The sequence below is a fragment of the Streptomyces sp. WAC04114 genome (genome assembly GCF_019733245.1).
Taxonomy (GTDB): Bacteria; Actinomycetota; Actinomycetes; order Streptomycetales; family Streptomycetaceae; genus Streptomyces; species Streptomyces massasporeus_A.
Window position 1 is genome coordinate 1 of record NZ_JAIGQA010000087.1, and the last position, 24,248, is coordinate 24,248.

Consider the following 24,248-nt stretch of genomic DNA (forward strand, 5'->3'; position numbering starts at 1 on the left):
GGGGCGGTGAGGGGGGCGGCGGTGGACAGGGAACGAGTGGTCGCCATGAGAGGTCAGCTCTTTTCGCGCGAGGGGTTCGTCGGGAGGTCGACGGCCGCGATTCGTGGTCGGGCTCGCCGAGGGACGTACGCGGTTCGCGCTGGCCGAAGGCCGGGGTGTATGGCTTTAGAGGGCCTGCGCGTTCATCGCGCGGCAACACACCCGGTCGAAGTCATGGTCCTGGCGGGACGGCCAGAAGGGCTCGAGGTCATGACGACCCGTCGCGGTGTGCTTCTGGTAGTCGGCCATGTGCATATTGAAGCAGAGCCGGTCCTCCGCCGGGAGTCTCCTCTCACTGCTTGGACATACGCCGGGAGCGCCGCCCGGCCGCTCGCCCTCATCCCACCAGGCGCTTGCGCCACTCCAGCGGTGTCACGTCGATGGCCTTGCCCGGGTCGCCGTGCCACTCCGTGGACAGCCCGGCCGACGTCAGCGCCGCCACGACCTCGTGTCCGACGCTCGTGGTGGTCTGCTCGGAGCCGTCGAACCCGCCGTAGTACAGCGACAGGCCGTGCCCCTCCGCCGCCGCGCGCGTGCCCTGGCGGTGGAAGAAGACGAAGCCGCGCACCGCCGACTCGTCGTCCACCTCCGCGCCGATCTCCGTCATGCCGCAGCCCCGGCAGCAGGTGAAGTTCTCCCGGGCGACGATGCCGGCGTCCTCCAGGGCGGCGAAGGCCCGCTCCAGCCGGTCCGGATCGGTCGGCCCGGTCCACGCCTCCTGCGCGTCGACACGCTCCAGCCACAGCCGCTCGACCAGCGCGCGGCCCTGCGCCGGGGACAAGAGGGAGGAGTCCTCGCCGTCCTCCATCAGATACACCGTCTCGCGGATCACCGCGTCGATGCCCAGGTAGCCGTCCCGGAGCAGCTCGCGGACATGCCCCTCGGCCCGGGAGGCGACCTCGGGGGCGAGCGCGGGCGGCTCCTCGGGCAGCCCGAACTCCTCGCGCTCCCAGGCGACTCCGGCGTCCCAGCCGTCCTCCTGGCGCGCCCAGCGCACCATCACCGCGGCGACGACGGCAGGGTGGGTCACCCGGGCCACCCACATGTGGGGGACGGACCCGGTGCGGTGCTGGAGGTCGTACGCACCGTCCTCGTCGCGCGCGGTCTGGATGAAGACCCTCGGCCGGTCCGGTATCCGCTGGACCACGAGGAAGTGGTCGTCGGCACCGCCGATCCGCTCCACCAACGCGCGCAGCTCACCCGCCGAAACCCGCGCGTGCGTCCGCCCGCTCTCCGTCAGCACCTTGACCGCGAGGCCCCCGTCGATCTCCATGCCCCCACGATGGCACGCCCCACTGACAACGCGAGGGGGTGCTCCATGGACTCCATGGACAACGCGAGGGGGCGCCCACCGCGAACGGTGAGCGCCCCCTCGGGAGCCGGGTGGTGCGCCGGTCAGACCTGGCCGGCCTTCTCCAGCGCCGAGCAGCAGGTGTCGACGAGCAGGCGGGTCACCACGTACGGGTCGACGTTGGCGTTCGGGCGGCGGTCCTCGATGTAGCCCTTGCCGTCCTTCTCGACCTGCCAGGGGATGCGGACCGAGGCGCCGCGGTTGGAGACTCCGTAGGAGTACTCGTTCCACGGGGCGGTCTCGTGCAGACCGGTCAGGCGGTCGTCGATGCCGGCGCCGTAGTTCTTGACGTGGTCGAGCGGCTTGGAGCCCTCGCCGAGCGACTCGCAGGCGGTGATGATCGCGTCGTAGCCCTCGCGCATCGCCTTGGTGGAGAAGTTGGTGTGCGCACCGGCGCCGTTCCAGTCGCCCTTGACCGGCTTGGGGTCGAGGGTGGCGGCGACGTCGAAGTCCTCGGCGGTGCGGTAGAGCAGCCAGCGGGCCACCCACAGCTGGTCGGAGACCTCCAGCGGGGCCAGCGGGCCGACCTGGAACTCCCACTGGCCGGGCATGACCTCGGCGTTGATGCCGGACAGGCCCAGACCCGCCTTCAGGCAGTTGTCGAGGTGGGCCTCGACGACGTCACGGCCGAAGATCTCGTCCGCGCCGACGCCGCAGTAGTAGCCGCCCTGCGGGGCCGGGAAGCCGCCCTTGGGGAAGCCGAGCGGGTAGCCGTCCTTGAAGAACGTGTACTCCTGCTCGATGCCGAAGATCGGCTCCTGCGCCGCGAACTTCTCCTCCACCTCGGCCAGCGCCGCGCGGGTGTTGCTGGCGTGCGGGGTGAGGTCGATGTTCAGGACCTCGCACAGCACCAGGATGTCGTCGCCGCCGCGGATCGGGTCCGGGCAGGTGAAGACCGGCTTGAGGACGCAGTCCGAGGCGTGCCCCTCGGCCTGGTTGGTGGAAGACCCGTCGAAGCCCCAGATCGGCAGCGCGTCGAGACCGGCGGGCTCACCCGAGAGGATCTTGGTCTTGGAGCGCAGTTTGGCCGTCGGCTCGGTGCCGTCGATCCAGATGTACTCAGCCTTGAAGGTCACGGGGCCACATCCTTCGGGGTGTGTCTGGGCGCGTGTCGCGGGTGCTGCGGCGCTGCGGCACCGAGGCGCCGCGTCAACTGCCCGGCAGCCTGTCAACAGGCGATTTCCCGGCCATTGCTCGAATGTGAACCCCGTGTTACCTGGTGACACTGTGCGGTACTTCACGCCTGGCAGGCGTTTTCGCCGCGGGACGGCGGCGTTCACCGGCTCCCCTCCGTAAAAGCCGGTGACCGGCGCCGCTCGGCCCGGACGCGCCGGTCCTGCCGCCCCTGGCCGGGGGCGGCAGGACCGGTGACACGTACGAGGGGAGGCGGCCGAGGGGGTGGCCGCCGCCTCATGCGTTCATTCGGTCGTAACGCCTCACCCCACCTTCTCGATCAGGGCCCGGCGGATCAGGAACTTGCCGGGCTCACGGACCTGCTCGAAGGCCGCGTTGTTGAGCAGCGCACAGCTGCCGGAGACCGAAGTGACCTCCACCGTCGTGGACTTGTTGTTGTCCAGGTTGGTGACCTTCAGCTTCGTGCCGGCCGGGAACTGGTTGCTGGACGCGGCGGGCGCACCGCCCTCGCCGGAGAGCGTGACCGTGGAGCCGTTGCACACCTGCTGCCCGGAGGCGGCGGCACCGCCGCCGTTGTCCGCGGGGGCGGACGCGGCGGGCTGCGACGGCTGGGCCGACGCCGCGGGCGGCTCTGCCGACTGGGCGGGCTGCGAGGGCTGCGCGGTCTGGGAGTCCTGAGCCGACTCCCCGACGGCGCACCCCGACGCCTCCTGCTTCCGCTTGATCTCCGCGACGACCGCTTCGCGGTTGGCGATCCGCGCCTCGGACTGCGCGTCCGGGTTGGCCTTCTGGTCCGCGATGAACTTCTGGTTGTTGCCGAGGGCGGTGGCGAGGCCCAGGCAGACCGTCGATTCCGACGCCGACTTGGGGGCCGGCGGCGCTGCGTTCGACGTGCTCGCCATGACGAAGGCCCCGCCTCCCGCCACCGTCGCCGCGCTGACCAGCAGCGCGATCTTCTTCTTCGTGCCGAGAGTTCTCCTGCGCGACATCCGCGCCTCCTGAAGAGGTAGGGGAGCGTACGCCGCTATGTACGAGATACCGAACGAAGTTACTCAGCGGTTACAGGAGTCACTCAAGTGACCTGCGCCACACGCCGGTTGTTGGCCGGTCAACGCGCCGGCGGGTCGGCGTCGTGGTCAGCGCGACAGGGCGTCCCGCACGGCCTCGTCGGTACGGCCGACCACCGCCGTGCCGTCGTCCGCGGTGATGATCGGGCGCTGGATCAGCTTGGGGTGCCCGGCGAGCGCCGTGATCCAGCGATCGCGCGAACCGGCGTCCCGCGGCCACTCCTTGAGCCCGAGCTCCTTGGCCTCGGCCTCCTGGGTGCGGGTGATGTCCCAGGGCTCGAGACCGAGACGCTCGAGCACGCCTCGGATCTCGTCCTCGCTCGGTACGTCCTCCAGGTAGCGGCGGACGGTGTAGTCGGCGCTCTCGGCGTCGAGCAGCGTCAGGGCGCTGCGGCACTTCGAGCACGCGGGGTTGATCCAGATCTCCATGCGCACACGGTACGCGCCGACCCGCTTGTTCGATTTTCTGGCGCCCCACGGGTACCTCGCCGACCTGCCGTGACATGCCGCCAAATCCCTTGCTCACCTGGGCCTTTGCCGGGCTTCGCGGTCTCCCGGTTGTCAGTGCCGGGCGGTAAACTGTAAGCAGTGTTCGAGGGTGGCGCCGGGGATGCCGACGTCTTCGGTGAGCCGCCCGACCGCGACAGGAGGATGCCTGTGCCCGCTGCCGCCATGAAGTCGAAGCCGTTGCCCACCCAGTCCACCGCGAAGCGTCCCGTCCTGCTCGACCTGCCCTATGTGCCCGTCCAGAAGCGGCCGCTGCCGCCGGGCCGGCCGCGTCAGTGGTACGTGACGCACAACCGCCGCCTCAAGGCGATGCGCCTCGCCATCGCCCTGCTCGACTCGGGCGTCTACATGCCGAACCAGGCCCGCAACGAGACGATCCGCGACACGGCCGAAATGATCGGCGTGCACCCGCCGTCGGACACGACGTGCCACATGGTGCGGGCGTTCATGCGGTACGCGCGCTGATCTGTTCCGCTCCGAGCGCCGGTCGCCCCGAACCGTGGGGTGCCCGGCGCTCGTTCATGCCGCCCGGCCGGGCGCCGTGAGCACCGGCGGGTTGAGGCGGGCGAAGCCCTCCTGGCGCTCGTAGGGGAAGTAGGGGTACGGGGCCGGGCGGTGGCTCGCCGCGTCGAGCCTCGCCACCTGCTCGGGGGTGAGGCTCCAGCCGACGGCGCCGAGGTTCTGGCGCAGTTGCCGCTCGTCCCGGGCGCCGATGAGGACGGACGACACCGTCGGCCGCTGGAGCAGCCAGTTCAGGGCGATCTGCGGTACCGCCTTGCCCGTCTCCTCCGCGATCTCGTCCAGTGCGTCCACGACGTCGTAGAGGTGCTCGTCGGAGACGGGCGGGCCGTAGTCGGCGGTGCGGTGCAACCGGCTGTCGGGCGGGAGCGGGGTGCCGCGGCGGACCTTGCCGGTCAGGCGCCCCCAGCCGAGCGGGCTCCAGACGATCGCGCCGAGGCCCTGGTCGAGGGCGAGCGGCATCAGCTCCCACTCGTAGTCGCGGCCGATCAGTGAGTAGTACACCTGGTGGGCCACATAGCGCGGTCGGCCGTGCCGCTCGGCGGCGGCGAGGGACTTCATCACCTGCCAGCCGGAGAAGTTGGAGACGCCGGTGTAGCGGACCTTGCCCGCCTGGACCAGCGAGTCGAGCGCGGCAAGCACCTCCTCGACCGGAGTCCCGGCGTCGAAGGCGTGGAGCTGGAAGAGATCGAGGTGATCCGTGCCGAGCCGGCGCAGGGCGTCCTCGCAGGCGCGGATCAGCCGGGAACGGGAGGAGCCCGCGTCGGCCGGTCCGTCGCCCATCGGCAGACTCGTCTTGGTGGAGAGGATGACCTGGTCGCGGCGCCCCTTGACCGCCTGGCCGAGCACCTCCTCGGAGGCGCCGCCGGAGTAGACGTCGGCGGTGTCGAACATCGTGATCCCGGCGTCCAGGCAGATGTCCACCAGGCGGCGTGCCTCCTGCGCGTCGGTGGTGCCCCAGGCGCCGAAGAGGGGACCCCGCCCGCCGAAGGTGCCTGCTCCGAAGCTCAGCGCCGGGACCATGAGCCCGGACGCGCCCAATCGCCTGTATTCCATTGCGGACCCCTCTCGGCAGCGACCCATTCGTTAACGGGTCTGCGGTTCCGTTAGCAGTCATTAAAGTAGCAGGGTGAGGTCGCTAATGGAACAGGAGTGCCGTTATGGCTGACGGTGGTGAGCCGGGGACCGTACGGCCCGGGGGACGCACGGCACGGGTGCGGGAGGCGGTGCTGCGCGCGGCCGAGGACGCCCTGACCGAGCAGGGCTTCAGCGGCCTCGACCTGGCCGACATCGCCCGCCGCGCCGACGTGGGCAAGACGACCGTCTACCGCCGCTGGGGAACGGTGGCCGCACTGGTGGCCGACCTCCTCCAGGACATGGCCGAGCAGTCCGCGCCGCGCACCGAGACCGGCTCGCTGCTCGGAGACCTGACGGCCAACGCCCTCCTCGTCCAGCGCACGCTCACGGACCCCCGGCAGGGGCCGCTGTTCAAGGCCCTGATCGCCGCCGCGACCGGCGACGCGAGAACGGCCGCCGCACTGCACCGCTTCTACGACATCCGCGTGCGGGAATGGGCACCCTGCGTCCGGCAGGCCGTCGACCGGGGCGAGGTGCCCCGGGGCACCGACGCCCACGAGGTGGTGCGCGCGGTCTCCGCCCCGCTCTACTACCACCTGCTGATCAGCGGGGACCGGCTCGACGAGACCGCGGCCGCCCGCGCCGCCGAGGCCGCGGTGACGGCGGCGCGGGCGGGGGTGTACATCACGGACCGGGGGAGGACGGGCTAGCGGATGTGTCCGCCGGGGCCCCGTCCTCAGCGCGCCGAAGCCCCCGTTCTCAGCCGGCCGGAGTCCCCGCCGTCAGCCCGCCGAGAGCTCCTTCTCCAGTGGTGTGCGGAAGCGCGGCGTGATGGCCGTCGTGCCCAGCCAGCCGGCGAGCCGCTCCGCCTCCGAGCCGATCGCCGCGCGGGCCTCGTGGCCGATGCCCTCCTCGTCGAGGATCCGCCAGACGATCTCCCCGTCGGGCCGCCGGCCCCAGCCGCCGATCACCCGTCCGTTCCACCACACCGTCGGCCCGACGTTGCCACTGCCGTCGAACAACCGGGGCCGCAGCCCGGGGGCGAGATACCAGTCGCGCTGCTGCCAGCCCATCGCCGTCGGATCGAGGGCGGGCAGCAGCGCGGCCCAGGGCTCGTCGGGCGTGGGCGCCGGGCCCGCGTGGCCCTCGGCCACGTATCCCGTGCCCTCGTCCAGCGACACCTGCTCCGCCCCGATCGCGGCCAGGGCCCTGCGGACCTCCGTCACACGCCACCCCGTCCACCACTTCAGGTCGGCCTCGGTCGCCGGGCCGCACGCGGTGAGCCACCGTCTCAGCAGCTCCGCCTGCGCCTGCGCCGTGTCCAGCTCCGCATGCTCGGGCGCCAGGGCCCAGCGGAACCGGCTGGACGTCCAGGAGCCGAGCGGCCGGCCGCGCACGACCTTCCCCTCGACGCCCAGGACCCTCAGCAGCCGGGTCGAGACCGTGTGCGTCCCCTCGTAGCTCTTCCCGGGCGCGTACACGAACTGCTCCCGCAACCGCGGTTCGTCCTGGGCGAGTTCGGCCGCGGTCGCCTGCCCGCGCCGGGCGAGCGCCGCCAGCGTCGACTCCTCGACCTCCTTCAGCCAGGCCGCGTCCGGCGCTCCGGCCGTCACCATGTGCTTGAGCAGCGACGACCTCTCCCGGGCGGCGACGGCCAGCCCCGTCGAGGCGTGCACGACGGCGGTCAGCGCGGTGGGGAACACGAACACCGTGTGCCGCATGCCGTGCATCCGCACCAGGGAACGGTCCTCGTACAGGGCCCGCCCCGTCTCCTCGACGGTCCCGGCGGGGTCGGCGAGCCGGGCGCCCACGGCCAGGTACACCGTCGCGGGGTCCGTGCCGTGCAGCGCGACCAGCGCATCGGCGACCTCCTCGGGCGTCCCCGCCCGAGCCTGCCCCGCGAGCCGCTGGCGCAGCGCGAGCCGGGCCCGCCGCTCCGCCACGCCGATGCAGCGCCGCACACCCATGACGGCCTCCGCTCCTCGCATCCCTCCGACCCGCTTGCATCATCGCGGACGCCACTGACAATCACCCCGCAGGACGCCTCACCCGTACCGCTCCAGCAGCCCCGTCACATACGCCTTCAGCCGCCCGCCCAGCACCTCCGGCGTCAGATCGGTCCGGCCCAGTTCCCGCCACGGCCCCGCCAGCTTCGCCGCGTCGGGGACGTAGGCCAGGGCGTCGAGCAGCCGCCAGTACAGATGCTCGGGGCCGTCGGCCAGGCGCTGCCCGCCCAGCGCCTCGTACCGCTCCCGGAAACCGAGGCCGCTCTCCGGGCCGTGCAGCAGCGCGAGTGCCGTCGAGCAGTGTGCGACGTCCAGGTCGGCGGGCCCCCACGAGGTCTCCACCCAGTCGACGACGCCGCTGATCCGCAGCTCGGCCCCCGAACCCGTGAACAGGACGTTCCCGGGGTGGAAGTCCCGGTGCAGGAAGCAGCCGTCGTACGGCGGGGGATCGCGGCGGATGACGTCCACGGCCCGCTCCCACCCCGGGGGAACCGCCCCCGGCGACGTCCACGCCTGATAGGCACGCGGACGCTCCCGGGGCACGACCCGGTGGATCCGGGCCAGCTGGGCCGCCAGCAGGTCGACCCGCGCGTCGAGGTCCTCCTCGTCGACCCGGACCCGCCCCGGCAGCACGGACATCAGCAGGGACGGGTGGTCGCAGTGCTCCCCGGTCGCGTCCACGCCGATCAGCTCGGCGGCCGGCACGCCCTCCTGCTCCGCCAGCAGCGTGAGCATCTCCGCCTCGCGGGCCAGCAGCCCGGGCCCGTGCCGTCGGAAGAAGGGTTTCACGAACGTCCGCAGCGCCAGCTCGGTGCCGTCGTCGAGGACGAGCCGCCGCATCTGGGCGCTCCAGCCCCCGGTCAGGAAGGACGACGTGGCGACCGTACGGCCCTGAGGGAGCTGCTTGGCCACCCACGCGCGGGTCGCCGACCAGCCCTGCTCGCCGAGCCCGGTCAGCACAGCGGTGACGAACTCCCGCCGGTCGTCGGGGTGATCGCGGAACCACGGGCCCAACCGGTGCCCGGCGCCCGGGAGTTCCCGGTGGGTGAACTGGGCGCGCCGGGCCAGCGCCTCGGAGAGGGCCTCCGTCACGGCGGGCGGGATGACCTCGTCCGTGTCCGGCACCGCGAGCACTGCCCGGCCCTCGTACGCCCGCAGGACGTCGAGCGCGGGAGCCGCACGCCAGCTCCCGGGCCTGCGGATGATCTCGCTGAACCGCCCGTCGCCCGAACCGAACGGCACGTCCCACGCCTCGCCCGCGTACACCGCCGGCGCGCACAGCCCGAGGGCCGCCACCCGCTCCCCGTAGTGCCGTACGAGATCCGCCACCGTCTGGCCGCTCATGCTGAACCCGACCAGGACCAGCGGCCCGTCCACGCACGCGCGGGCGTCGATGACGGAGACGGCCTGCTCGAAGCGGCGCCGCAGGCTCAGCTCCCGCAGCAGGCCCGTGCTCTCCCCGTGCCCCGAGAAGTCGAAGGCGAGGGCGTGGCAGCCGTGGGTCGCGAACTCCGCCAGCAGCGGCACGAGTCGCTCCTTGCTGCCGTTGCCCGCGCCGTGCAGCAGCACGACCGTCGCCCGGCCCTGTTCGCCCCCGCCGGCGGACAGCCCGCTGAGCCGCTCGCCGTCGATGACGTGGGTGAAGGGAATCGGTGTACTCATACGGCCATTCACTCACGCGGCACCGGTGCCCGGAGGGGCGTTCACAGCCCGGGCGCGCCCCACACCGGGAACCAGCGGCTCAGGTCCTGCTCGATGCGCAGGTCGCCCGAGAGTGCGGCCCGCACCTGGAGTTCGAGTGCGTTGTCACGCCGCTGCGTCCCGTCCGGCAGGGGCGCGAACGGGTAGAACGTGCCGCGCTTGTAGAGGTAGACCAGCGCGAGCCGCCGGCCGGATGGGTCCTCGAACCCGGCCAGGGAGCAGAGCAGTTGGGGGCCGAACCCGTTGACCTCCATCTGGCTGTTGACGGCGTGCAGGTCGTTCACGAGCGCCGAGAGCTGGTCGGGGGCACGGCGGGAGATCAGCCAGGAGTAGCCGTAGTCGTCCTGGCGCAGCTCCACCGGTGGGCCGTCGCGGTCGGTGTCGGCGTCCAGCAGGGCCTGCACCTCGCGGTGGGACTGCTCGAAGGCCGCGCCCTCCACCGTGGCGAAGCACACCGCGCCCTGCCCGGTCGGGGTGAAGCCCGCGGCGGCCTCCAGGGTCACGGCCGCCGAGGGCAGCGCGAAGAGCCGGTCGAGATCCGCCACGACCGGTTTCGTCCGGCCGAGCAGGATGTCCAGCAGCCCCATGCGCCGATCACGCCCCTCCGGGTGCCGCCGCCTCGCCCAGTTCGGCGGAGATCCGGCCCAGCTGGTCCAGCCGCTGCTCCAGGCTCGGGTGGGTCGAGAAGAGGCGGGCGATGCCGGGCTCGCGGCCCAGCGCGGGCGTGAAGTAGAAGGCGTTGAAGGCCTGGGCCGTGCGCAGGTCCTTGGTCGGGATACGGGCGATGTCGCCGGAGACCTTGGTGAGCGCTGAGGCCAGCGCCGAGGGACGGCCGGTGAGCTGCGCGGCCGCCCGGTCGGCGGCCAGTTCCCGGTACCGGGACAGGGCCCGGATCAGCAGGAAGCTGATCGCGTAGACGGCCGCCGCCACACCCATCACCGCGGCGAAGACGGCAGCCGTGTTCTGGTCCCTGCGGCCCCCGCCGAACAGCTGCGAGTAGAACGCGAACCGCACGATCAGCCCCGCGATCACCCCGAGGAACGACGCGACGGTGATCACGGCGACGTCCTTGTGCGCCACATGCGACAGCTCGTGCGCGAGCACGCCCTCCAGCTCGGCCGGCTCCAGCCGCCGCAGCAGCCCGGTCGTCACACAGACCACCGCGTGGTCGGGGTTCCGCCCGGTCGCGAACGCGTTCGGCATGTCCATACCGGACACCGCCACCACCGGCTTCGGCATGTCGGCCAGGGCGCACAACCGGTCGACCACCGCGTGCAGCTCGGGATACTCCTCCCGCTCCACGACCCGCCCGCGCATGGCGTACAGCGCGATCCGGTCGGAGAACCAGTACTGCGCGCCGAGCAGGGCCGCCGCGATCACCACGACCAGCACCCACGACTTCAGCAGCACGATCAACGCGGCGACGAACGCCACGTACAACAACCCGAGCAGGAACAGCGTGATCCCCATACGGGTGGTCAACCGCCGGTCGCTCCGGAAGCGGCTGTGCATCTGCATCACCCCGCAGTCACGCACTCGTCCCACAGCCAGTGTGCACCCGGCACTCCCCATGAACGGGTCGCGATCGGGCCCAGGCCGGGCAAAGGGTCAGCCCGGCGGGGTCACCACATAGCCGGGCACGGACGGCCACCGCACCGTCAGCACGACCGACTCCTCCTCCGCGACCCACGAGTGATCGACCCCGCGCCCCCACACGACGTAGTCGCCCTGCCGCTCCAGCAGCACGCTGCGCCCGGGCAGCTCGACCCGGAAATGCCCCCTGACGAGCACCAGCAGCGCGGTGCGCTCCTCGCCGCGCACCCACTCGGCCCGCTCGTCCCCCGGGGGATGCACCCCCCATTTGATCTCCACGGCCTCGCTGTGCCGCGGATCCCCGGCGTCCTTGAAATGCCCGAGGATCCACCCCCGGTCCAGAGCGGCATCCGCACCGGCGTTGCCCACGTACACGCTGTCGTCCACGGGGGCGGACGCTAGCAGTGGCCCCGAGGGCCGCGCCGCGCCCCGCGCCGAGGGCCCGACCTAGTACGGCGCCCTGAAGTTGATGTACCCCAGCAGCACGATCACCGCCGCCACGCAGCCCAGCACCAGGGCCGTCGAGATCCACGGGGAGCGGCGGCGGGAACCGACGTGCTCCGGGTCGGCGCGGAACGGCACGGGCCCGGGCGGATCGTGCTTCCAGCGCGCGGCGAGCATACGGGCCCGGGCCGAGGGCTCCTTGTGCTCGGCCCCGTCCGCCCATCTGAGGTCGAACTCGCGCTCCTGGTCGTCCTGTTCGTGCTCGGGCATTCCCACTCCACCCCCGTGTGGTCCTTGCCCCCCAGAATAGAACAAACGCCCGCGCCCCCGCCGTCGGAAGCGACAGCGGGGGCGCGGAGGTGATGCCTCGGTCAGGCGTCGATCACACGTCGAAGTACAGCTCGAACTCGTGCGGGTGCGGACGCAGCTGCAGCGGCGCGATCTCGTTGGCGCGCTTGAAGTCGATCCACGTCTCGATCAGGTCCGGGGTGAAGACGTCACCCTGGAGCAGGAACTCGTGGTCGGCCTCCAGGCGGTCCAGGACCGCGCCGAGGGAGGTCGGGACCTGCGCGACGTTCGCGTGCTCCTCGGGAGCGAGCTCGTACAGGTCCTTGTCGATCGGCTCGGCCGGCTCGATCTTGTTCTTGATGCCGTCCAGGCCCGCCAGCAGCAGCGCCGAGAAGGCCAGGTACGGGTTGCCGGAGGCGTCGGGCGCGCGGAACTCGACGCGCTTGGCCTTCGGGTTCGAGCCCGTGATCGGGATACGCATCGCGGCGGAGCGGTTGCGCTGCGAGTACACCAGGTTCACCGGCGCCTCGAAGCCCGGCACCAGGCGGTGGTAGGAGTTCACCGTCGGGTTGGTGAACGCCAGCAGTGACGGAGCGTGCTTGAGGATGCCGCCGATGTAGTAACGGGCGGTGTCCGACAGGCCGGCGTAACCGGCCTCGTCGTAGAAGAGCGGCTGGCCGCCGGTCCACAGCGACTGGTGGACGTGCATGCCCGAGCCGTTGTCACCGAAGATCGGCTTCGGCATGAAGGTCGCGGTCTTGCCGTTCTGCCAGGCCACGTTCTTCACGATGTACTTGAAGAGCTGCAGGTCGTCGGCCGCGGCGAGCAGAGTGTTGAACTTGTAGTTGATCTCAGCCTGGCCGGCGGTGCCCACCTCGTGGTGCTGGCGCTCGACCTGCAGGCCGGCCCGGTCCAGCTCCAGGGAGATCTGGGCGCGCAGGTCGGCGAAGTGGTCGACCGGCGGGACCGGGAAGTAGCCGCCCTTGTAGCGGACCTTGTAACCACGGTTGTTCTCGAGGGCGCCGGTGTTCCAGGCGCCGGCCTCGGAGTCGATGTGGTAGAAGGACTCGTTCGCGCTGGTCGCGAAGCGGACGGAGTCGAAGACGTAGAACTCGGCCTCGGGACCGAAGTACGCCGTGTCGGCGATGCCGGTCGACGCGAGGTAGGCCTCGGCCTTCTTCGCCACGTTGCGCGGGTCACGGGAGTACTGCTCACCCGTGATCGGGTCGTGGATGAAGAAGTTGATGTTGACCGTCTTGTCGCGGCGGAACGGGTCGACCCGGGCGGTCGACAGGTCCGCGCGCAGCGCCATGTCGGACTCGTGGATGGCCTGGAAGCCGCGGATCGAGGAGCCGTCGAAGGCCAGCTCCTCGGCCGGGTCGAAGGCCGATGCGGGGATCGTGAAGTGCTGCATCACGCCCGGCAGGTCGCAGAAGCGGACGTCGATGAACTTGACGTCCTCGTCCGCGATGAACTTCTTGGCCTCGTCGGCGTTCTGGAACATCCAGCTCCTCCTACTCCCGACCGTCCCGCCGGGGTGGTAGTTCGTTCGTGCGGCCAGTGCGGGTGGCACACGCTGACCTCGACCCTAGGGACGGGTGGTTTCTCGGGCGTGACTCGTTTGTTTCGCACAAGTTAACCGGCTCACCCTCCACCGTAGCCCGGACACACCCCTCCGTGCCCTGGTCATTCAGGGGCGCAGTACCGTGGACGGGTGGACAACAGGCAAGCACTCGGATCGTGGCTCTCCGGGCCCCGCGCGGCCGCGGAAGAGGCCGGTGTCGACTTCGGATACCGGGGCGAGCAGCTCGGCCTGCCCGAGGAGGGACCCGGCTCGATCGCCCGCCCGGGCCGCCGGATCGGTGCCCTCGCCGTCGACTGGGGCCTGTGTCTCCTGATCGCATACGGCCTCATCACCCAGAGCTACAACGAGGCGGCGCAGATCTGGGCGCCGCTCATCATGTTCGCCCTGATGGTCCTCACGGTAGGTACCGTCGGCTTCACGCCAGGCAAGCGCCTGTTCGGCCTGCGGGTGCTCGCCCTGGACACCGGCCGGGTCAGCCCGTGGCGCGCCGCGCTGCGCACGGTCCTGCTGTTCCTCGCGATCCCCGCGCTGATCTGGGACCGCGACGGCCGAGGTCTGCACGACCGGCTCGCGGGCACCGTCGAGGTCCGCCTCTGACGCGACGCGTGAACCGGCCGACATGACGAGACCGGCATGAACGAGACCGACAGGAACGAGGGGCGCCCGGTGTGATCCGGGCGCCCCTCGTTCCTGTCGTGTGCGGGTGTCAGCGAGCCTTCGGCCCGCCCTTCGGCAGCCGCATGCCCTTCGGCATCGGCCCCTTCGGCAGCGGCATGTTGCTCATCAGGTCACCGAGGGCGCGCAGCCGGTCGTTGGTGGCCGTGACCTGCGGGCCGGTCAGTACGCGCGGGAGCTTGAGCATGGTCGTCCGCAGCTTCTTCAGCTCGACCTGGCCCTCGCCCGTGCCCACGACCAGGTCGTGCACCGGGACGTCCGCGACGATGCGGTTCATCTTCCGCTTCTCGGCGGCCAGCAGGGTCTTCACCCGGTTCGGGTTGCCCTCGGCGACCAGCACGATGCCGGCCTTGCCGACCGCGCGGTGCACCACGTCCTGGTTGCGGTTCATCGCCACCGCAGGGGTCGTCGTCCAGCCCCGGCCGATGTTGTCGAGCACCGCCGCCGCGGCGCCGGGCTGTCCCTCCATCTGCCCGAAGGCGGCCCGCTCGGCCCGGCGCCCGAATACGATCGCCGACGCGAGGAAGGCGAGCAGGAGGCCCAGGATGCCGAGATAGATGGGGTGACCGATCAAGAAACCGATCGCGAGGAAGACACCGAAGGTGACGATTCCGACTGCCGCGAGTACAAGACCGATCTTCTTGTCGGCCTTGCGGGTCATCTTGTAGGTCAGAGCGATCTGCTTCAGTCGCCCGGGGTTCGCAGCGTCCGCTGCAGGTTCCTTCCTCGCCATGCCACGAAGTCTACGTGGCCCCACAAGCGCCGACGACGGCAGTGCCCGCGGGGACCCTGGGGGAGGGCCGGGGAAGGGTCTCGGGTCAGGGGCGGACGGACAGGGACTGCTCGATGACGCGCTGCGTCTCGACCCGGTCCTTGGCGCGACGGCGGTCCTCCAGCACGGAGGTCCAGGCGTTGCGGCGGGCGGTGCGCTGACCGCTGCTCATCAGCAGCGACTCGACGGCGCGCAGTGCGGTCGTGAAGGACGGAATCGCGGTGGCGCGGACGGGCGGCGCGGCCTGCATGGGTGAGGTCCCCCCTCGGGTGACGGGTGTACGTGCTGTGAGTTCAGCGTCACTGATTGGTGTTACCAGGGCGTGACCGGTTGGTCAAACACCCATGAAGCCCTGGCGGGGAGTGGTGGAATGCCGACGCGGTCCTGACATGTGCCCTCATCTGCGAGGACGGTCAGGACCGCGTCAAATCGGTCACTACCGGCGAGTAGCCTTTTGTGCGTGAATTCACACGCTTGTCTCGCCCCGCGCGGGGCAGGGGTGGTGACGTTCCGTCAGACGGCGACCCGTCAGACGGCCTGCGCCGCGATGTGGCCGTCGCCCTGCCGCGGAGCGGCGGAATGACGCTGCTCCATGGCCATCTGGTAGAGCCGCCCGGCGCGGTACGAGGAACGCACCAGCGGTCCGGACATCACACCGGAGAAGCCGATCTGCTCGGCCTCGTCCTTCAGCTCCACGAACTCGTGGGGCTTCACCCAGCGCTCCACCGGGTGGTGGCGCACGGAGGGCCGCAGGTACTGCGTGATGGTGACCAGCTCGCAGCCCGCGTCGTGCAGCTGCTTCAGCGCCTCGCTGATCTCCTCGCGGGTCTCGCCCATGCCGAGGATGAGGTTCGACTTGGTCACCAGGCCGTAGTCGCGCGCCTCGGTGATGACCTTCAGCGAGCGCTCGTAGCGGAAGCCGGGGCGGATGCGCTTGAAGATCCGCGGGACCGTCTCGACGTTGTGCGCGAAGACCTCGGGCCGGGAGGAGAAGACCTCCTCCAGCTGCTCGGGGACCGCGTTGAAGTCGGGGGCCAGCAGCTCGACCTTGGTGCGGCCGGCCTCGCGGCCCGCGGTCTGCTGGTGGATCTGGCGCACGGTCTCGGCGTACAGCCAGGCGCCGCCGTCCTCCAGGTCGTCGCGGGCGACGCCGGTGATCGTGGCGTAGTTCAGGTCCATCGTGACGACGGACTCGCCGACGCGGCGGGGCTCGTCACGGTCGAGCGCCTCGGGCTTGCCGGTGTCGATCTGGCAGAAGTCGCAGCGCCGGGTGCACTGGTCGCCACCGATGAGGAAGGTGGCCTCGCGATCCTCCCAGCACTCGTAGATGTTGGGGCAGCCGGCTTCCTGGCAGACCGTGTGCAGGCCCTCGCTCTTCACGAGCTTCTGCATCGCGGTGTACTCGGGACCCATTTTCGCCCGGGTCTTGATCCACTCGGGCTTGCGCTCGATGGGGGTCTGGCTGTTGCGGACCTCCAGGCGCAGCATCTTGCGTCCGTCGGGTGCGACTGCGGACACGACCGGCTCCCTAGCGATTGATTCTTCGGCGTCCTCAAGGGTACGCCCGCTGATTTGAATGCCTGTGCGGGTGGCTACCCCTCCAGCTCCGCCACGGGCCGTTTTATGCCGCAGGCGTCTTCTCGATCTCGCGGGGCTTCAGGTCCGCGTTCTCCAGGACCTCCCGCAGATGGCGCTCCACGACGGGCAGGACCTCATCGATCGTCACGTCCCGGCCGAGCTCGCCGGCCAGCGAGGCGACGCCCGCGTCACGGATGCCGCACGGGATGATCCGGTCGAACCACTTGTTGTCCGGGTTCACGTTGAGCGCGAAGCCGTGCATGGTGACGCCCTTGGCCACGCGGATGCCGATCGCGGCGATCTTGCGGTCCTCCCGGCGCTGCCCCGCGTTGGACGGCGCGTACTCCGGGCCGTTCATGCGCGGGTCGAACTCCTCGTCGTGCAGCCGGGGGTCGAAGTCCAGCGACAGCCCGCCGAGCGCGGGGCGCTGCTCGACCGGGTCGCCCAGGATCCACACGCCGCTGCGGCCCTCGACCCGGCTCGTCTCCAGGCCGAACTCCGCGCAGGCACGGATCAGGGCCTCCTCGAGGCGGCGCACGTGCGCCACGACGTCCACCGGGCGCGGGAGCTTCTGGATGGGGTATCCCACCAGCTGGCCGGGGCCGTGCCAGGTGATCTTGCCGCCGCGGTCCACGTCGATGACCGGCGTGCCGTCGAGCGGGCGCTCGTTGTCCGCTGTGCGCCGTCCGGCCGTGTACACCGGGGGGTGCTCCAGGAGCAGCACGGTGTCGGGGATCTCGTCGGCGAAGCGCGCCGCGTGCACCCGGCGCTGCTCGTCCCACGCCTCCTGGTACTCGACGGCCTCGTCACCGAACCCCATGCGGACGAACCGCAACTCACTCACGGCAAGCGCCTCCCTCGAACGGGTGTGTCAGGCACGTAACGCGCCCAAGCCACTGTACGTCCGGCCCGGACGCGTCAGTCCCGGGGCCAATCCTCACACGATCGGATGAATGTCCGCGAAAATGTGTGATGGGGTGCTTACTCTCCGCTACATTCGCGCCGTCCAGCAAGCCAAAAGGCCTGCTCACAGGCAATCCGGCACAGCACCGACACCGGAAGGCAGGAGACCGCACCGCACCATGACGGAACGACCCGCGCAGCGCACCCCCAACCGACAGCTCGCCGCGCTCATCGCAGAAGCGGGGTTCTCCAACGCGGGACTCGCCCGTCGCGTGGACCAGCTCGGTCTCGAACACGGGCTCGACCTGAGATACGACAAGACATCCGTCACCCGGTGGCTGCGCGGTCAGCAGCCCAGGGGCACCACGCCCGCCCTGATCGCCGAGGTCTTCACCCGGCGTCTGGGCCGCCGCCTCACCGCCCAGGACCTCGGCCTGGACGCCTGCGCCCCCGTCTACGCGGGGCTGGAGTTCGCCGCCACCCCCGAGGAGGCCGTCGACATCGTCAGCGGGCTGTGGCGCAAGGACTCCGGCAGTCACGCCGAGCTCCGCAAGATCGCCTTCACCCCGGCCGGGCTCGTCGTGCCCAGCCGGGACTGGCTGATCGGCCGGGCCGACGAGAAGGTCACCCGGGGCGAGCCGGCCTCCGCCCGCATCCCGTCCCCGGGCCGCCCCGCCCTGCGCCCCACGGGCATGGCCGAGCAGGGAGTGCCGTCCCTGCCCCGCCAGCGCGGCCAGGCCGAACGCGGACCCGGCCAGAAGGTCACCGCCGGCGACATCGCGGCCCTGCGGTCGGTCGGCGAGCTGTTCCGCACCCTCGACGACGCCTACGGCGGCGGCCACGCCCGTCAGGCCCTCGTGCGCTACCTGGAGCACGAGTGCGAGCCCATGCTGCGCGGCACCTACGGCGAGCAGACCGGCCGCCGGCTGTTCGCGGCCGCCGCCGACCTGACCCGGCTCGCGGGCTGGACGTCGTACGACATCGCCGCGCACGGACTCGCCCAGCGCTACTTCGTGCAGGCGCTGCGGCTCGCCCAGGCGGCCGGGGACCGCACGTACGGGGCCTATGTGCTGATCACCATGAGCCGCCAGGCCGTCTACCTCGGGCACGGACGGGAGGCCGTCCAGCTCGCCCGCGTGGCCCAGCAGGGCGTCGGCACCTCCGGACCGCCCGTCCTCCAGGCCCTGCTGCACGCCTCCGAGGCGCGCGGCCACGGGGTGCTCGGCGAGGTCCGGGCCTGCACCGCCGCCCTGGTCCGCGCCGAACGCGCCCTGGAGACGGCCCGGCCCGGCGACGACGTGCCGCACTGGGCGAAGTTCTTCGACGAGGCCCAGCTCGCCGACGAGTTCGGCCACTGCCACCGCGACCTGCAGCAGTTCCGCGCCGCCGCCCAGCACGCGGAACGCTCACTCCAGCTGCGGGCCCCCTCCTTCGCCCGCAGCCGCCTCTTCTGCCGGGTGGTCCTCGCCACCGCCCGCCTGGGTCTGGGCGAACTCGACCAGGCCTGCCACCTGGGAGCGGAGGCGGCGGGCCAGGCCGCCGAGATGCGTTCGGTAAGGGCGGTGGAGTACGTGAGGGACTTCGAGCGACGCCTGGAGCCGTACAGGGACGCGGCGCCGGTGCGCAGCTACCGCGACAAGGTAGCGGCGTTGGGGTAGGGGCCTCAGGGGCGCGGGGCTGTGTCGATGTGCGGCTCCGCCGCGTGGGCGCGAACAACCCCCACGCGCCTGCACCCGACGAACAACCTACGCGGCCCTCGGAACAGTCCGCACAGGATCGGCAACGTGCATCGACCGCCCCGCGCCCAGATCCGCCAGGATCGCCGCCGAAGCCCGATGCCCCGAGTGCAAAGCTCCCTGCGCCGTGCTGGTGTCCCGGTGATCCCCGCACACGTAAAGGCCCGCAAGCAGCCGCACCGGCCGCCGCAGATCATGCGGCGGCCGCATCGCCGGCACCGCCTCCGCCGTCCGGTGCACGGCCAGCGTCTCCCACCGGGCCGTCGACACCCCGTACAACCGCGCCAGATGCATCCGCACCGCCGTGTCGACATCACCCGGCGGCGGCCCCAGCACCGTGGAGGAGACCAGCGCCCGCCCGGCCGGCGTTCGGGACGGATCGACGTCACTGACCACCGCCGTGTGCGCGACCGGCCCGCCGAGATCCGCGTCGAGCAGCAACGACGCCCCCGTCGCCGGAGGTTCGTCCGTCGTGTGGTGCACCACCGTCACCGGATGGAACTCCGGCACCCGCAACCCGGGCAGCAGCTCGGCGGCGGCGCGCGCACCCGTCGCCACCAGGACGGCCCGGCACCGGATCTCACCGTGCTCCGCGGTCGTCACCGACGTCGTCGAGACGGAGGTGACGCGCACACCGGTGTGGACCGTACCCGGCGGCAGGGTACGCGCCAGCAGCTCCGGCAGGGCTTCCGCGCCACCCTCCGGCAGACACAGCCGCCCCCGTGCGAAGGCACGCAGCGCGAGGTCCGCGCACCGGCTGGACGTCGTCAGGCCCGGGTCGCACAACAGCGCGGCGAGCAGCGGACGCAGGAAGCCGTCGATCGTACGGGCGGGCAGCCCACGGGCCGCCAAGGCCTGGCCGGCGGGCAACTCCGGCCGGGCCAGCAGCCGTTCGGCCGGTGTGCCCGCCAGCCGGGTCAGGGCGGCGCCCAGCCGGGCCTGGTCGACGGCCGTGCCGAGCGGGGCGCCGGACCGGCTCCGGGGGACGGAGACCTGCCGGCCGGGCACGGCCATCGGCCTCCTCGGCGGCCTGGGTGCGGACGGCGGGCGGGGAGCACTCGCCAGCGCGCGTACCGCGTGCAGTGCGCCCCGTGCGCCCCCTGCGCCCGGCTGGACACCCGCGCGGTGGTGGCGTCCGTCGCCGTGCAGCAGGACGCCGGGTGTGAAGGGCCGCAGCACCAGGCCGTCGAGACCGGGTGTCTGCCGTAGTTCCGGATACGCCGTGGACAGCAACTGGCCGACCCTGTCGAGCCGGAAGCCGTCGACCTTCTCCGTCGCCATGCGGCCGCCGACCCCGTGGCCGGCCTCCAGGACCATGGTCGTCACTCCTGCGCTGGTCAGCCGTTGCGCGGCCGAGAGTCCGGCGACCCCGGCCCCCACGACGACCACGTCCGCCTGGTACGCGGGCTCAAGCACGTGCCCCTCCTCGAGGTTGCGCGGGCGCTGGAGACGTCATGCCCTCAACAGGCCGCAGGGATACGCGAGTTCTGGTCGAGGGTAGGACCGTGATCGGTCAGGGGGAGTCGCGCATCGGCAGGGCACGGTCGCACAGCGGTCGCATACGGACGCCTGGTGGGCATGAAGCGGTCGCAGGGGGCTGGTGTGCGCCCAGGGGAGCTGTCTCGGAACCACCGGTCGGATCCCGGACATGCGGCCGGTGGGCGCCGCCCGGGCATTCCGGCGGGCGGGGAGGCCGTCACAGGGCCGCGCGGATCGCCCCCTCGATCTCCGGGAAGGCGAAGCGGAAGCCCGACTCCAGCAGCCGCGTCGGCAGCACCCGGGCGCTGCCGAGGACGTCCCCGGCCATCTCGCCGAGCACGGTGCGCAGGACGGTCGCGGGCACCGGGAACAGGGTCGGCCGGTGCAGCACGCGGCCCATCGCCGCCGTGATCTCACGGTTCGTCACGGGGTGCGGGGCGGTGATGTTGAACGGCCCGGACAGGCCGTCGGTGTCGATCAGGTGCCGGATCGCGGCGACCTCGTCGTGCAGCGCGACGAACGACCAGTACTGCCGGCCGTCGCCCATCCGCCCGCCGGCCCCCGCCACGTTGACCACGGCGTGGCAGCCTGCGAGCCCGGCCGCGTCCACGTGCCCGCCCTCGGGGTCCCAGCGGATCTCCCCGGCCGCCCGGGGCGTGCCGCGCACCAGGCGGCGCACCTCGTGCCCGTCGGTGGTCAGGGACCGCACCAGGGCACCGCCGATCAGGCCGGACGCCCCCGCCACCGCGATTCTCGAACGCTCCATGAACCCATCCTGCCGGGTCGCTCCGTAAATCCCTTGCAAGGCCTTGATCCGCTCGCCGTAGGGTGACGCCCATGCCCGAGCTCCCCGCACCGCGTATCCGTGTCGCCCGGCCCGAGGACGACGGGGAGCTGGCCCTGCTCGACCGGCTCACCTGGTCGCACCTGCACGCGGTGATGCCCGAGCCGCAGCCGCCGTACCCTCCCTTCTTCGGCGAGCGGCACGCCCCCGAGGACTGCCTGGTGGCCGAGCTCGACGGGCGGCTCGCGGGCTATGTCCACCTCGGATTCCCCACCCCGCTCGACTCGAACCGGCATGTGCGCCAGATCCAGGGCCTCGCCGTCGCCGAGGAGGCGCGCGGCCGTGGGGCGGGGCGGGCGCTGGTCCGGGCCGCCCTCGACGAGGCCCGCCGGCGTGGGGCCCGCCGCATCACCCTGCGGGTCCTCGGGCACAACACCGCCGCCCGGGCGCTCTACGAGGCCGAGGGGTTCGTGGTCGAGGGGGTCCTGCCCGAGGAGTTCCTGCTCGCCGGGATCTACGTGGACGACGTGTTCATGGGGCGCTTCCTGTGAGCCGGGGCTACGAGGCGGCCGGCTCGCCGGTGTCCACCGGGGTCGTCGCGCCCGCGGCGCTTCGCGCGTCGGAGGCGACCTCGTCCGCCGTCAGGACGTAGCCCGTCTCGGCGTCCGAGGTGGAGCGGGCGAAGACCACGCCGAACACCCGGCCGTCCGTGGTGAGCAGGGGGCCGCCGGAGTTGCCGGGGCGGACCGTGGAGCGGATCGAGTAGATCTCGCGGGTGGCCGTCCCGTCGTTGTAGATGTTCTGGCCCGTCGCCCGCACCCGGTTCGCGACCGTCGCCGCCTGGAGGTCCAGGTCGCCGTCCTGCGGATAGCCCGCGACGACCGCCGAGTCGCCGCGCTCGGCGTCGTCGTCGAACCGCAGCACCGGGGCCTTCAGACCCGGCACGTACAGCACGGCCACGTCCTTCTGCGGGTCGAACAGCACCACCCGCGCCTCGTACGTCCGCCCGACCCCGCCGATCTGCACGGTCGGCTCGTCGATGCCGGCCACCACATGGGCGTTGGTCATCACGTGCTCGCGCGCGTACACGAACCCGCTGCCCTCGCGGCCCTGGGTGCCCGTGACACCCTCGACCTTCACCGTGCTCCGCTTGGCGGCGTCGGTCGCGGCGGCCGTGACGCTGTCGCCGGTGGGCTTGGCCACCTCGGCCGTCGACTCGTTCTCGAAGGGGTTGAAGACCTGCGGGAAGCCCGCCTGCGTCAGCGCGGACGTGGCCCCCGAGAACCACGCGGGCGTCGTGTCCGGCATCGTGCGCTGCACCGCGCCGAGCAGCCGCGAGTCCCGGATCGCCGAGGTGACCAGCGGCGACGAGGACACGCCCAGGACGCTCGCCGCCACCCACGCCACGATCAGCACCGCCACCGCGTTGGCCACGGCCCCGCCGACGCCGTCCGCCACCCGCAGCGGTCCCCGCTCCAGCTCCCGCCGCAGCCGCAGCGCCAGGCGCCCCGCCAGCTCGTGCCCCACCACCGCCGGGAGCAGCACCGTGAACACCGCCGTCACCGTCGCCCGCGTCGACCCCGGCTCCACCAGGTCCATGACCCACGGCAGGACCCACACGCCGACGACCGCACCGCCCACGAAGCCCGCCAGCGACACACAGCCGGCCACCAGCCCGCGCCGGTACCCGGACGCCGCGTAGGCCAGGACGACCAGCAACAGCAGGATGTCGAGCAGGTCCACGCACGCCGCCTTTCTCTCGGAACCCCTTAATACGCGGGGGGAGGGCCCGGTGATCAGTCACACGCGCACGCGTTGATCGGAATCGGCGCGGGCGCGCACAGGGAGAAACGTCGCGGACCGTGACGATGGTTCCACCGGGTGGCACAGCACACATCGCGGACGGACCGGATCAGGCCGACAGTGGGACCATGCGTGTCTTCCGAAGACGGCGGGGCGCACGCAGGCACTCCGCCGACGGGACACCCGGCATAGCCGGCCTGCCGCGCGCGGCGAGGGCGCTGCTCGGCTCCCTGCCGGGCGTCGCCGCCGTCGTGGCGCTGTTCCTGTGCGCCCACGGCGTCGAGAACGCCGCCGACACCGGCCCCCGCGCCGCGCCCCGCTCCCCGGCCACCTCCTACACCGCCCCGCGCCCGCCCATCGAGCCGAGAGCGCACTGGCTGGGCGACGCCGCCCGCGCCCAGCCGCGCCCGCGCTACGACGACCGGGTCGCCGCCGTCTTCGTCCACCACACGGACTCGCCCAACGGCTACGACTGCGCCGACGCGCCCCGCATCATCCGGGACCTCTACACCGGCCAGACCGGCACCCGCGACTGGGACGACATCGGCTACAACTTCGTCGTCGACCGCTGCGGCACCATCTACGAGGGCCGCGCCGGGGGCGTGGAACGCGCCGTCACCGGTGCCCACACCCAGGGCTTCAACCACCGCACGGCGGGCATCGCCGCCCTCGGCACCTTCACCGAGGGCATGCCGGTCCCGCAGCCCATGATCCGCTCGATCGCCGCGCTGTCCGCCTGGAAGCTCGGCCTGACCGGCACCGACCCCCGCTCGGACGTCCGCCTGGTCTCCAGCAACGGCCTCAGCCGGTACGCGGCCGGATCCACCGCCCGGCTGCCCGCCCTCGCCGGCCACAACGACGGCTACATGACCAGCTGCCCGGGCGCCGCCCTGCACGCCCGCCTGCCCGAGATCCGGGAGCTCGCGGCCCGGCTCCAGGGCCGGCCGGACGGACCACAGCAAGGCCACAGCGAACGCGCGGCCTCCTGAGATCCCCGTGGCGCCGGGGAGCCGGGGCCGCGTGCAGCCCCTGGGCACTGCTGTGCGCGGTCGCGACCGTCGTCCTGGGCCCGGCCGGGGGCACCGCCTCCACCGCCCTCAGGCCCTTGCCCTGCGCCACGCGGAGCGGGCCGAGGGGACGCACGCGTACGTCCCGTCCGGCGCGAGCCGCCGCCGGGCCGTCTGATCAGCCCATATCAGCCCTGATC

The 24,248-nt window shown here is 72.1% G+C and carries 26 protein-coding genes; 6 read left to right on the plus strand and 20 right to left on the minus strand.

Translation table 11 applies throughout. The annotated features are described in order from the left end of the window. Positions 1-165: 165 nt before the first annotated feature. The 5 genes from K4G64_RS40350 to K4G64_RS22010 all read right to left on the minus strand — a co-directional run bounded on the left by K4G64_RS40350 (position 166) and on the right by K4G64_RS22010 (position 4,020). Positions 166-288 carry a hypothetical protein gene (locus K4G64_RS40350; RefSeq protein ID WP_260460793.1) on the minus strand — a complete coding sequence of 41 codons (123 nt, stop codon included), beginning with the start codon at positions 286-288 and terminating at the stop codon, positions 166-168. Between the two features lie 88 nt (positions 289-376). Further along, complete coding sequence (locus K4G64_RS21995) at positions 377-1,312, minus strand: hypothetical protein (protein ID WP_221757737.1); 936 nt, start codon at positions 1,310-1,312, stop codon at positions 377-379. Positions 1,313-1,434: 122 nt separating this feature from the next. Continuing rightward, positions 1,435-2,466 (minus strand): glutamine synthetase, encoded by a 1,032-nt coding sequence (gene glnII, locus K4G64_RS22000; protein ID WP_221757738.1) that lies wholly within the window; start codon positions 2,464-2,466, stop codon positions 1,435-1,437. A 360-nt stretch (positions 2,467-2,826) separates the two neighbouring features. Beyond that, entirely contained in the window at positions 2,827-3,513 is a 687-nt protein-coding gene (locus K4G64_RS22005) for a hypothetical protein (RefSeq protein ID WP_221757739.1), read from the minus strand. 147 nt (positions 3,514-3,660) lie between these two features. Beyond that, complete coding sequence (locus tag K4G64_RS22010) at positions 3,661-4,020, minus strand: arsenate reductase family protein (RefSeq protein WP_221757740.1); 360 nt, start codon at positions 4,018-4,020, stop codon at positions 3,661-3,663. Between the two features lie 228 nt (positions 4,021-4,248). On the opposite strand from K4G64_RS22010, the gene K4G64_RS22015 reads away from it, so the two are divergent. After that, positions 4,249-4,563: a hypothetical protein gene (locus tag K4G64_RS22015; protein ID WP_221757741.1), complete on the plus strand. Its 315-nt coding sequence runs from the start codon at positions 4,249-4,251 to the stop codon at positions 4,561-4,563. A gap of 54 nt (positions 4,564-4,617) precedes the next feature. Here the strand turns inward: K4G64_RS22015 and K4G64_RS22020 are convergent, their stop codons facing one another. Continuing rightward, positions 4,618-5,673 (minus strand): aldo/keto reductase, encoded by a 1,056-nt coding sequence (locus K4G64_RS22020; RefSeq protein ID WP_221757742.1) that lies wholly within the window; start codon positions 5,671-5,673, stop codon positions 4,618-4,620. A gap of 104 nt (positions 5,674-5,777) precedes the next feature. Here K4G64_RS22020 and K4G64_RS22025 point away from each other — a divergent pair, with 104 nt between their 5' ends. After that, complete coding sequence (locus tag K4G64_RS22025) at positions 5,778-6,404, plus strand: TetR/AcrR family transcriptional regulator (RefSeq protein WP_221757743.1); 627 nt, start codon at positions 5,778-5,780, stop codon at positions 6,402-6,404. Between the two features lie 72 nt (positions 6,405-6,476). Here the strand turns inward: K4G64_RS22025 and K4G64_RS22030 are convergent, their stop codons facing one another. The 7 genes from K4G64_RS22030 to glnA form a co-directional block, all read right to left on the minus strand. Next, positions 6,477-7,661: a winged helix DNA-binding domain-containing protein gene (locus K4G64_RS22030; RefSeq protein WP_221757744.1), complete on the minus strand. Its 1,185-nt coding sequence runs from the start codon at positions 7,659-7,661 to the stop codon at positions 6,477-6,479. Between the two features lie 78 nt (positions 7,662-7,739). Beyond that, the gene (locus K4G64_RS22035) at positions 7,740-9,362 is read right to left on the minus strand and encodes an alpha/beta fold hydrolase (RefSeq protein WP_221757745.1); all 1,623 of its coding nucleotides are present in this window, start codon (positions 9,360-9,362) and stop codon (positions 7,740-7,742) included. A 41-nt stretch (positions 9,363-9,403) separates the two neighbouring features. Continuing rightward, positions 9,404-9,988, minus strand: coding sequence for a hypothetical protein (locus K4G64_RS22040; RefSeq protein WP_221757746.1), 585 nt, complete (start codon positions 9,986-9,988; stop codon positions 9,404-9,406). Positions 9,989-9,995: 7 nt separating this feature from the next. Next, positions 9,996-10,913 carry a zinc metalloprotease HtpX gene (htpX, locus tag K4G64_RS22045; protein WP_221757747.1) on the minus strand — a complete coding sequence of 306 codons (918 nt, stop codon included), beginning with the start codon at positions 10,911-10,913 and terminating at the stop codon, positions 9,996-9,998. Between the two features lie 96 nt (positions 10,914-11,009). Beyond that, positions 11,010-11,381 carry a signal peptidase I gene (locus K4G64_RS22050; protein WP_221757748.1) on the minus strand — a complete coding sequence of 124 codons (372 nt, stop codon included), beginning with the start codon at positions 11,379-11,381 and terminating at the stop codon, positions 11,010-11,012. Between the two features lie 60 nt (positions 11,382-11,441). Continuing rightward, positions 11,442-11,708 carry a hypothetical protein gene (locus K4G64_RS22055; protein ID WP_221757749.1) on the minus strand — a complete coding sequence of 89 codons (267 nt, stop codon included), beginning with the start codon at positions 11,706-11,708 and terminating at the stop codon, positions 11,442-11,444. Between the two features lie 112 nt (positions 11,709-11,820). Beyond that, complete coding sequence (gene glnA / locus K4G64_RS22060) at positions 11,821-13,230, minus strand: type I glutamate--ammonia ligase (protein WP_030837448.1); 1,410 nt, start codon at positions 13,228-13,230, stop codon at positions 11,821-11,823. Positions 13,231-13,440: 210 nt separating this feature from the next. Between glnA and K4G64_RS22065 the strand changes: the two genes are divergently transcribed. Beyond that, a complete protein-coding gene (locus K4G64_RS22065; RefSeq protein WP_221757750.1) occupies positions 13,441-13,908 on the plus strand; it encodes an RDD family protein in 468 nt (155 codons plus the stop codon). 109 nt (positions 13,909-14,017) lie between these two features. Here the strand turns inward: K4G64_RS22065 and K4G64_RS22070 are convergent, their stop codons facing one another. The 4 genes from K4G64_RS22070 to lipB form a co-directional block, all read right to left on the minus strand. After that, on the minus strand, positions 14,018-14,719 hold the full coding sequence (locus K4G64_RS22070; protein WP_031109922.1) for a DUF4191 domain-containing protein: 702 nt from the start codon (positions 14,717-14,719) through the stop codon (positions 14,018-14,020). Positions 14,720-14,804: 85 nt separating this feature from the next. Then, positions 14,805-15,008 carry a hypothetical protein gene (locus K4G64_RS22075; RefSeq protein ID WP_030837456.1) on the minus strand — a complete coding sequence of 68 codons (204 nt, stop codon included), beginning with the start codon at positions 15,006-15,008 and terminating at the stop codon, positions 14,805-14,807. Positions 15,009-15,286: 278 nt separating this feature from the next. Next, a complete protein-coding gene (gene lipA, locus K4G64_RS22080) occupies positions 15,287-16,276 on the minus strand; it encodes a lipoyl synthase (RefSeq protein WP_221757751.1) in 990 nt (329 codons plus the stop codon). A gap of 103 nt (positions 16,277-16,379) precedes the next feature. Continuing rightward, positions 16,380-17,180: a lipoyl(octanoyl) transferase LipB gene (gene lipB / locus K4G64_RS22085; protein ID WP_221757752.1), complete on the minus strand. Its 801-nt coding sequence runs from the start codon at positions 17,178-17,180 to the stop codon at positions 16,380-16,382. 238 nt (positions 17,181-17,418) lie between these two features. Between lipB and K4G64_RS22090 the strand changes: the two genes are divergently transcribed. Next, positions 17,419-18,897: a regulator gene (locus K4G64_RS22090; RefSeq protein WP_221757753.1), complete on the plus strand. Its 1,479-nt coding sequence runs from the start codon at positions 17,419-17,421 to the stop codon at positions 18,895-18,897. An 87-nt stretch (positions 18,898-18,984) separates the two neighbouring features. Here the strand turns inward: K4G64_RS22090 and K4G64_RS22095 are convergent, their stop codons facing one another. Together K4G64_RS22095 and K4G64_RS22100 are read right to left on the minus strand one after the other, a co-directional pair. Further along, the gene (locus K4G64_RS22095; protein WP_221757754.1) at positions 18,985-20,391 is read right to left on the minus strand and encodes an NAD(P)/FAD-dependent oxidoreductase; all 1,407 of its coding nucleotides are present in this window, start codon (positions 20,389-20,391) and stop codon (positions 18,985-18,987) included. 280 nt (positions 20,392-20,671) lie between these two features. Further along, entirely contained in the window at positions 20,672-21,220 is a 549-nt protein-coding gene (locus K4G64_RS22100) for a DUF1731 domain-containing protein (RefSeq protein ID WP_221757755.1), read from the minus strand. A gap of 71 nt (positions 21,221-21,291) precedes the next feature. On the opposite strand from K4G64_RS22100, the gene K4G64_RS22105 reads away from it, so the two are divergent. Further along, positions 21,292-21,789: a GNAT family N-acetyltransferase gene (locus K4G64_RS22105; protein WP_221757756.1), complete on the plus strand. Its 498-nt coding sequence runs from the start codon at positions 21,292-21,294 to the stop codon at positions 21,787-21,789. A gap of 7 nt (positions 21,790-21,796) precedes the next feature. Here the strand turns inward: K4G64_RS22105 and K4G64_RS22110 are convergent, their stop codons facing one another. Further along, on the minus strand, positions 21,797-22,981 hold the full coding sequence (locus tag K4G64_RS22110; RefSeq protein WP_221757757.1) for a MarP family serine protease: 1,185 nt from the start codon (positions 22,979-22,981) through the stop codon (positions 21,797-21,799). Between the two features lie 188 nt (positions 22,982-23,169). On the opposite strand from K4G64_RS22110, the gene K4G64_RS22115 reads away from it, so the two are divergent. Continuing rightward, a complete protein-coding gene (locus K4G64_RS22115) occupies positions 23,170-24,030 on the plus strand; it encodes a peptidoglycan recognition protein (protein WP_260460785.1) in 861 nt (286 codons plus the stop codon). Positions 24,031-24,248 lie beyond the last annotated feature (218 nt).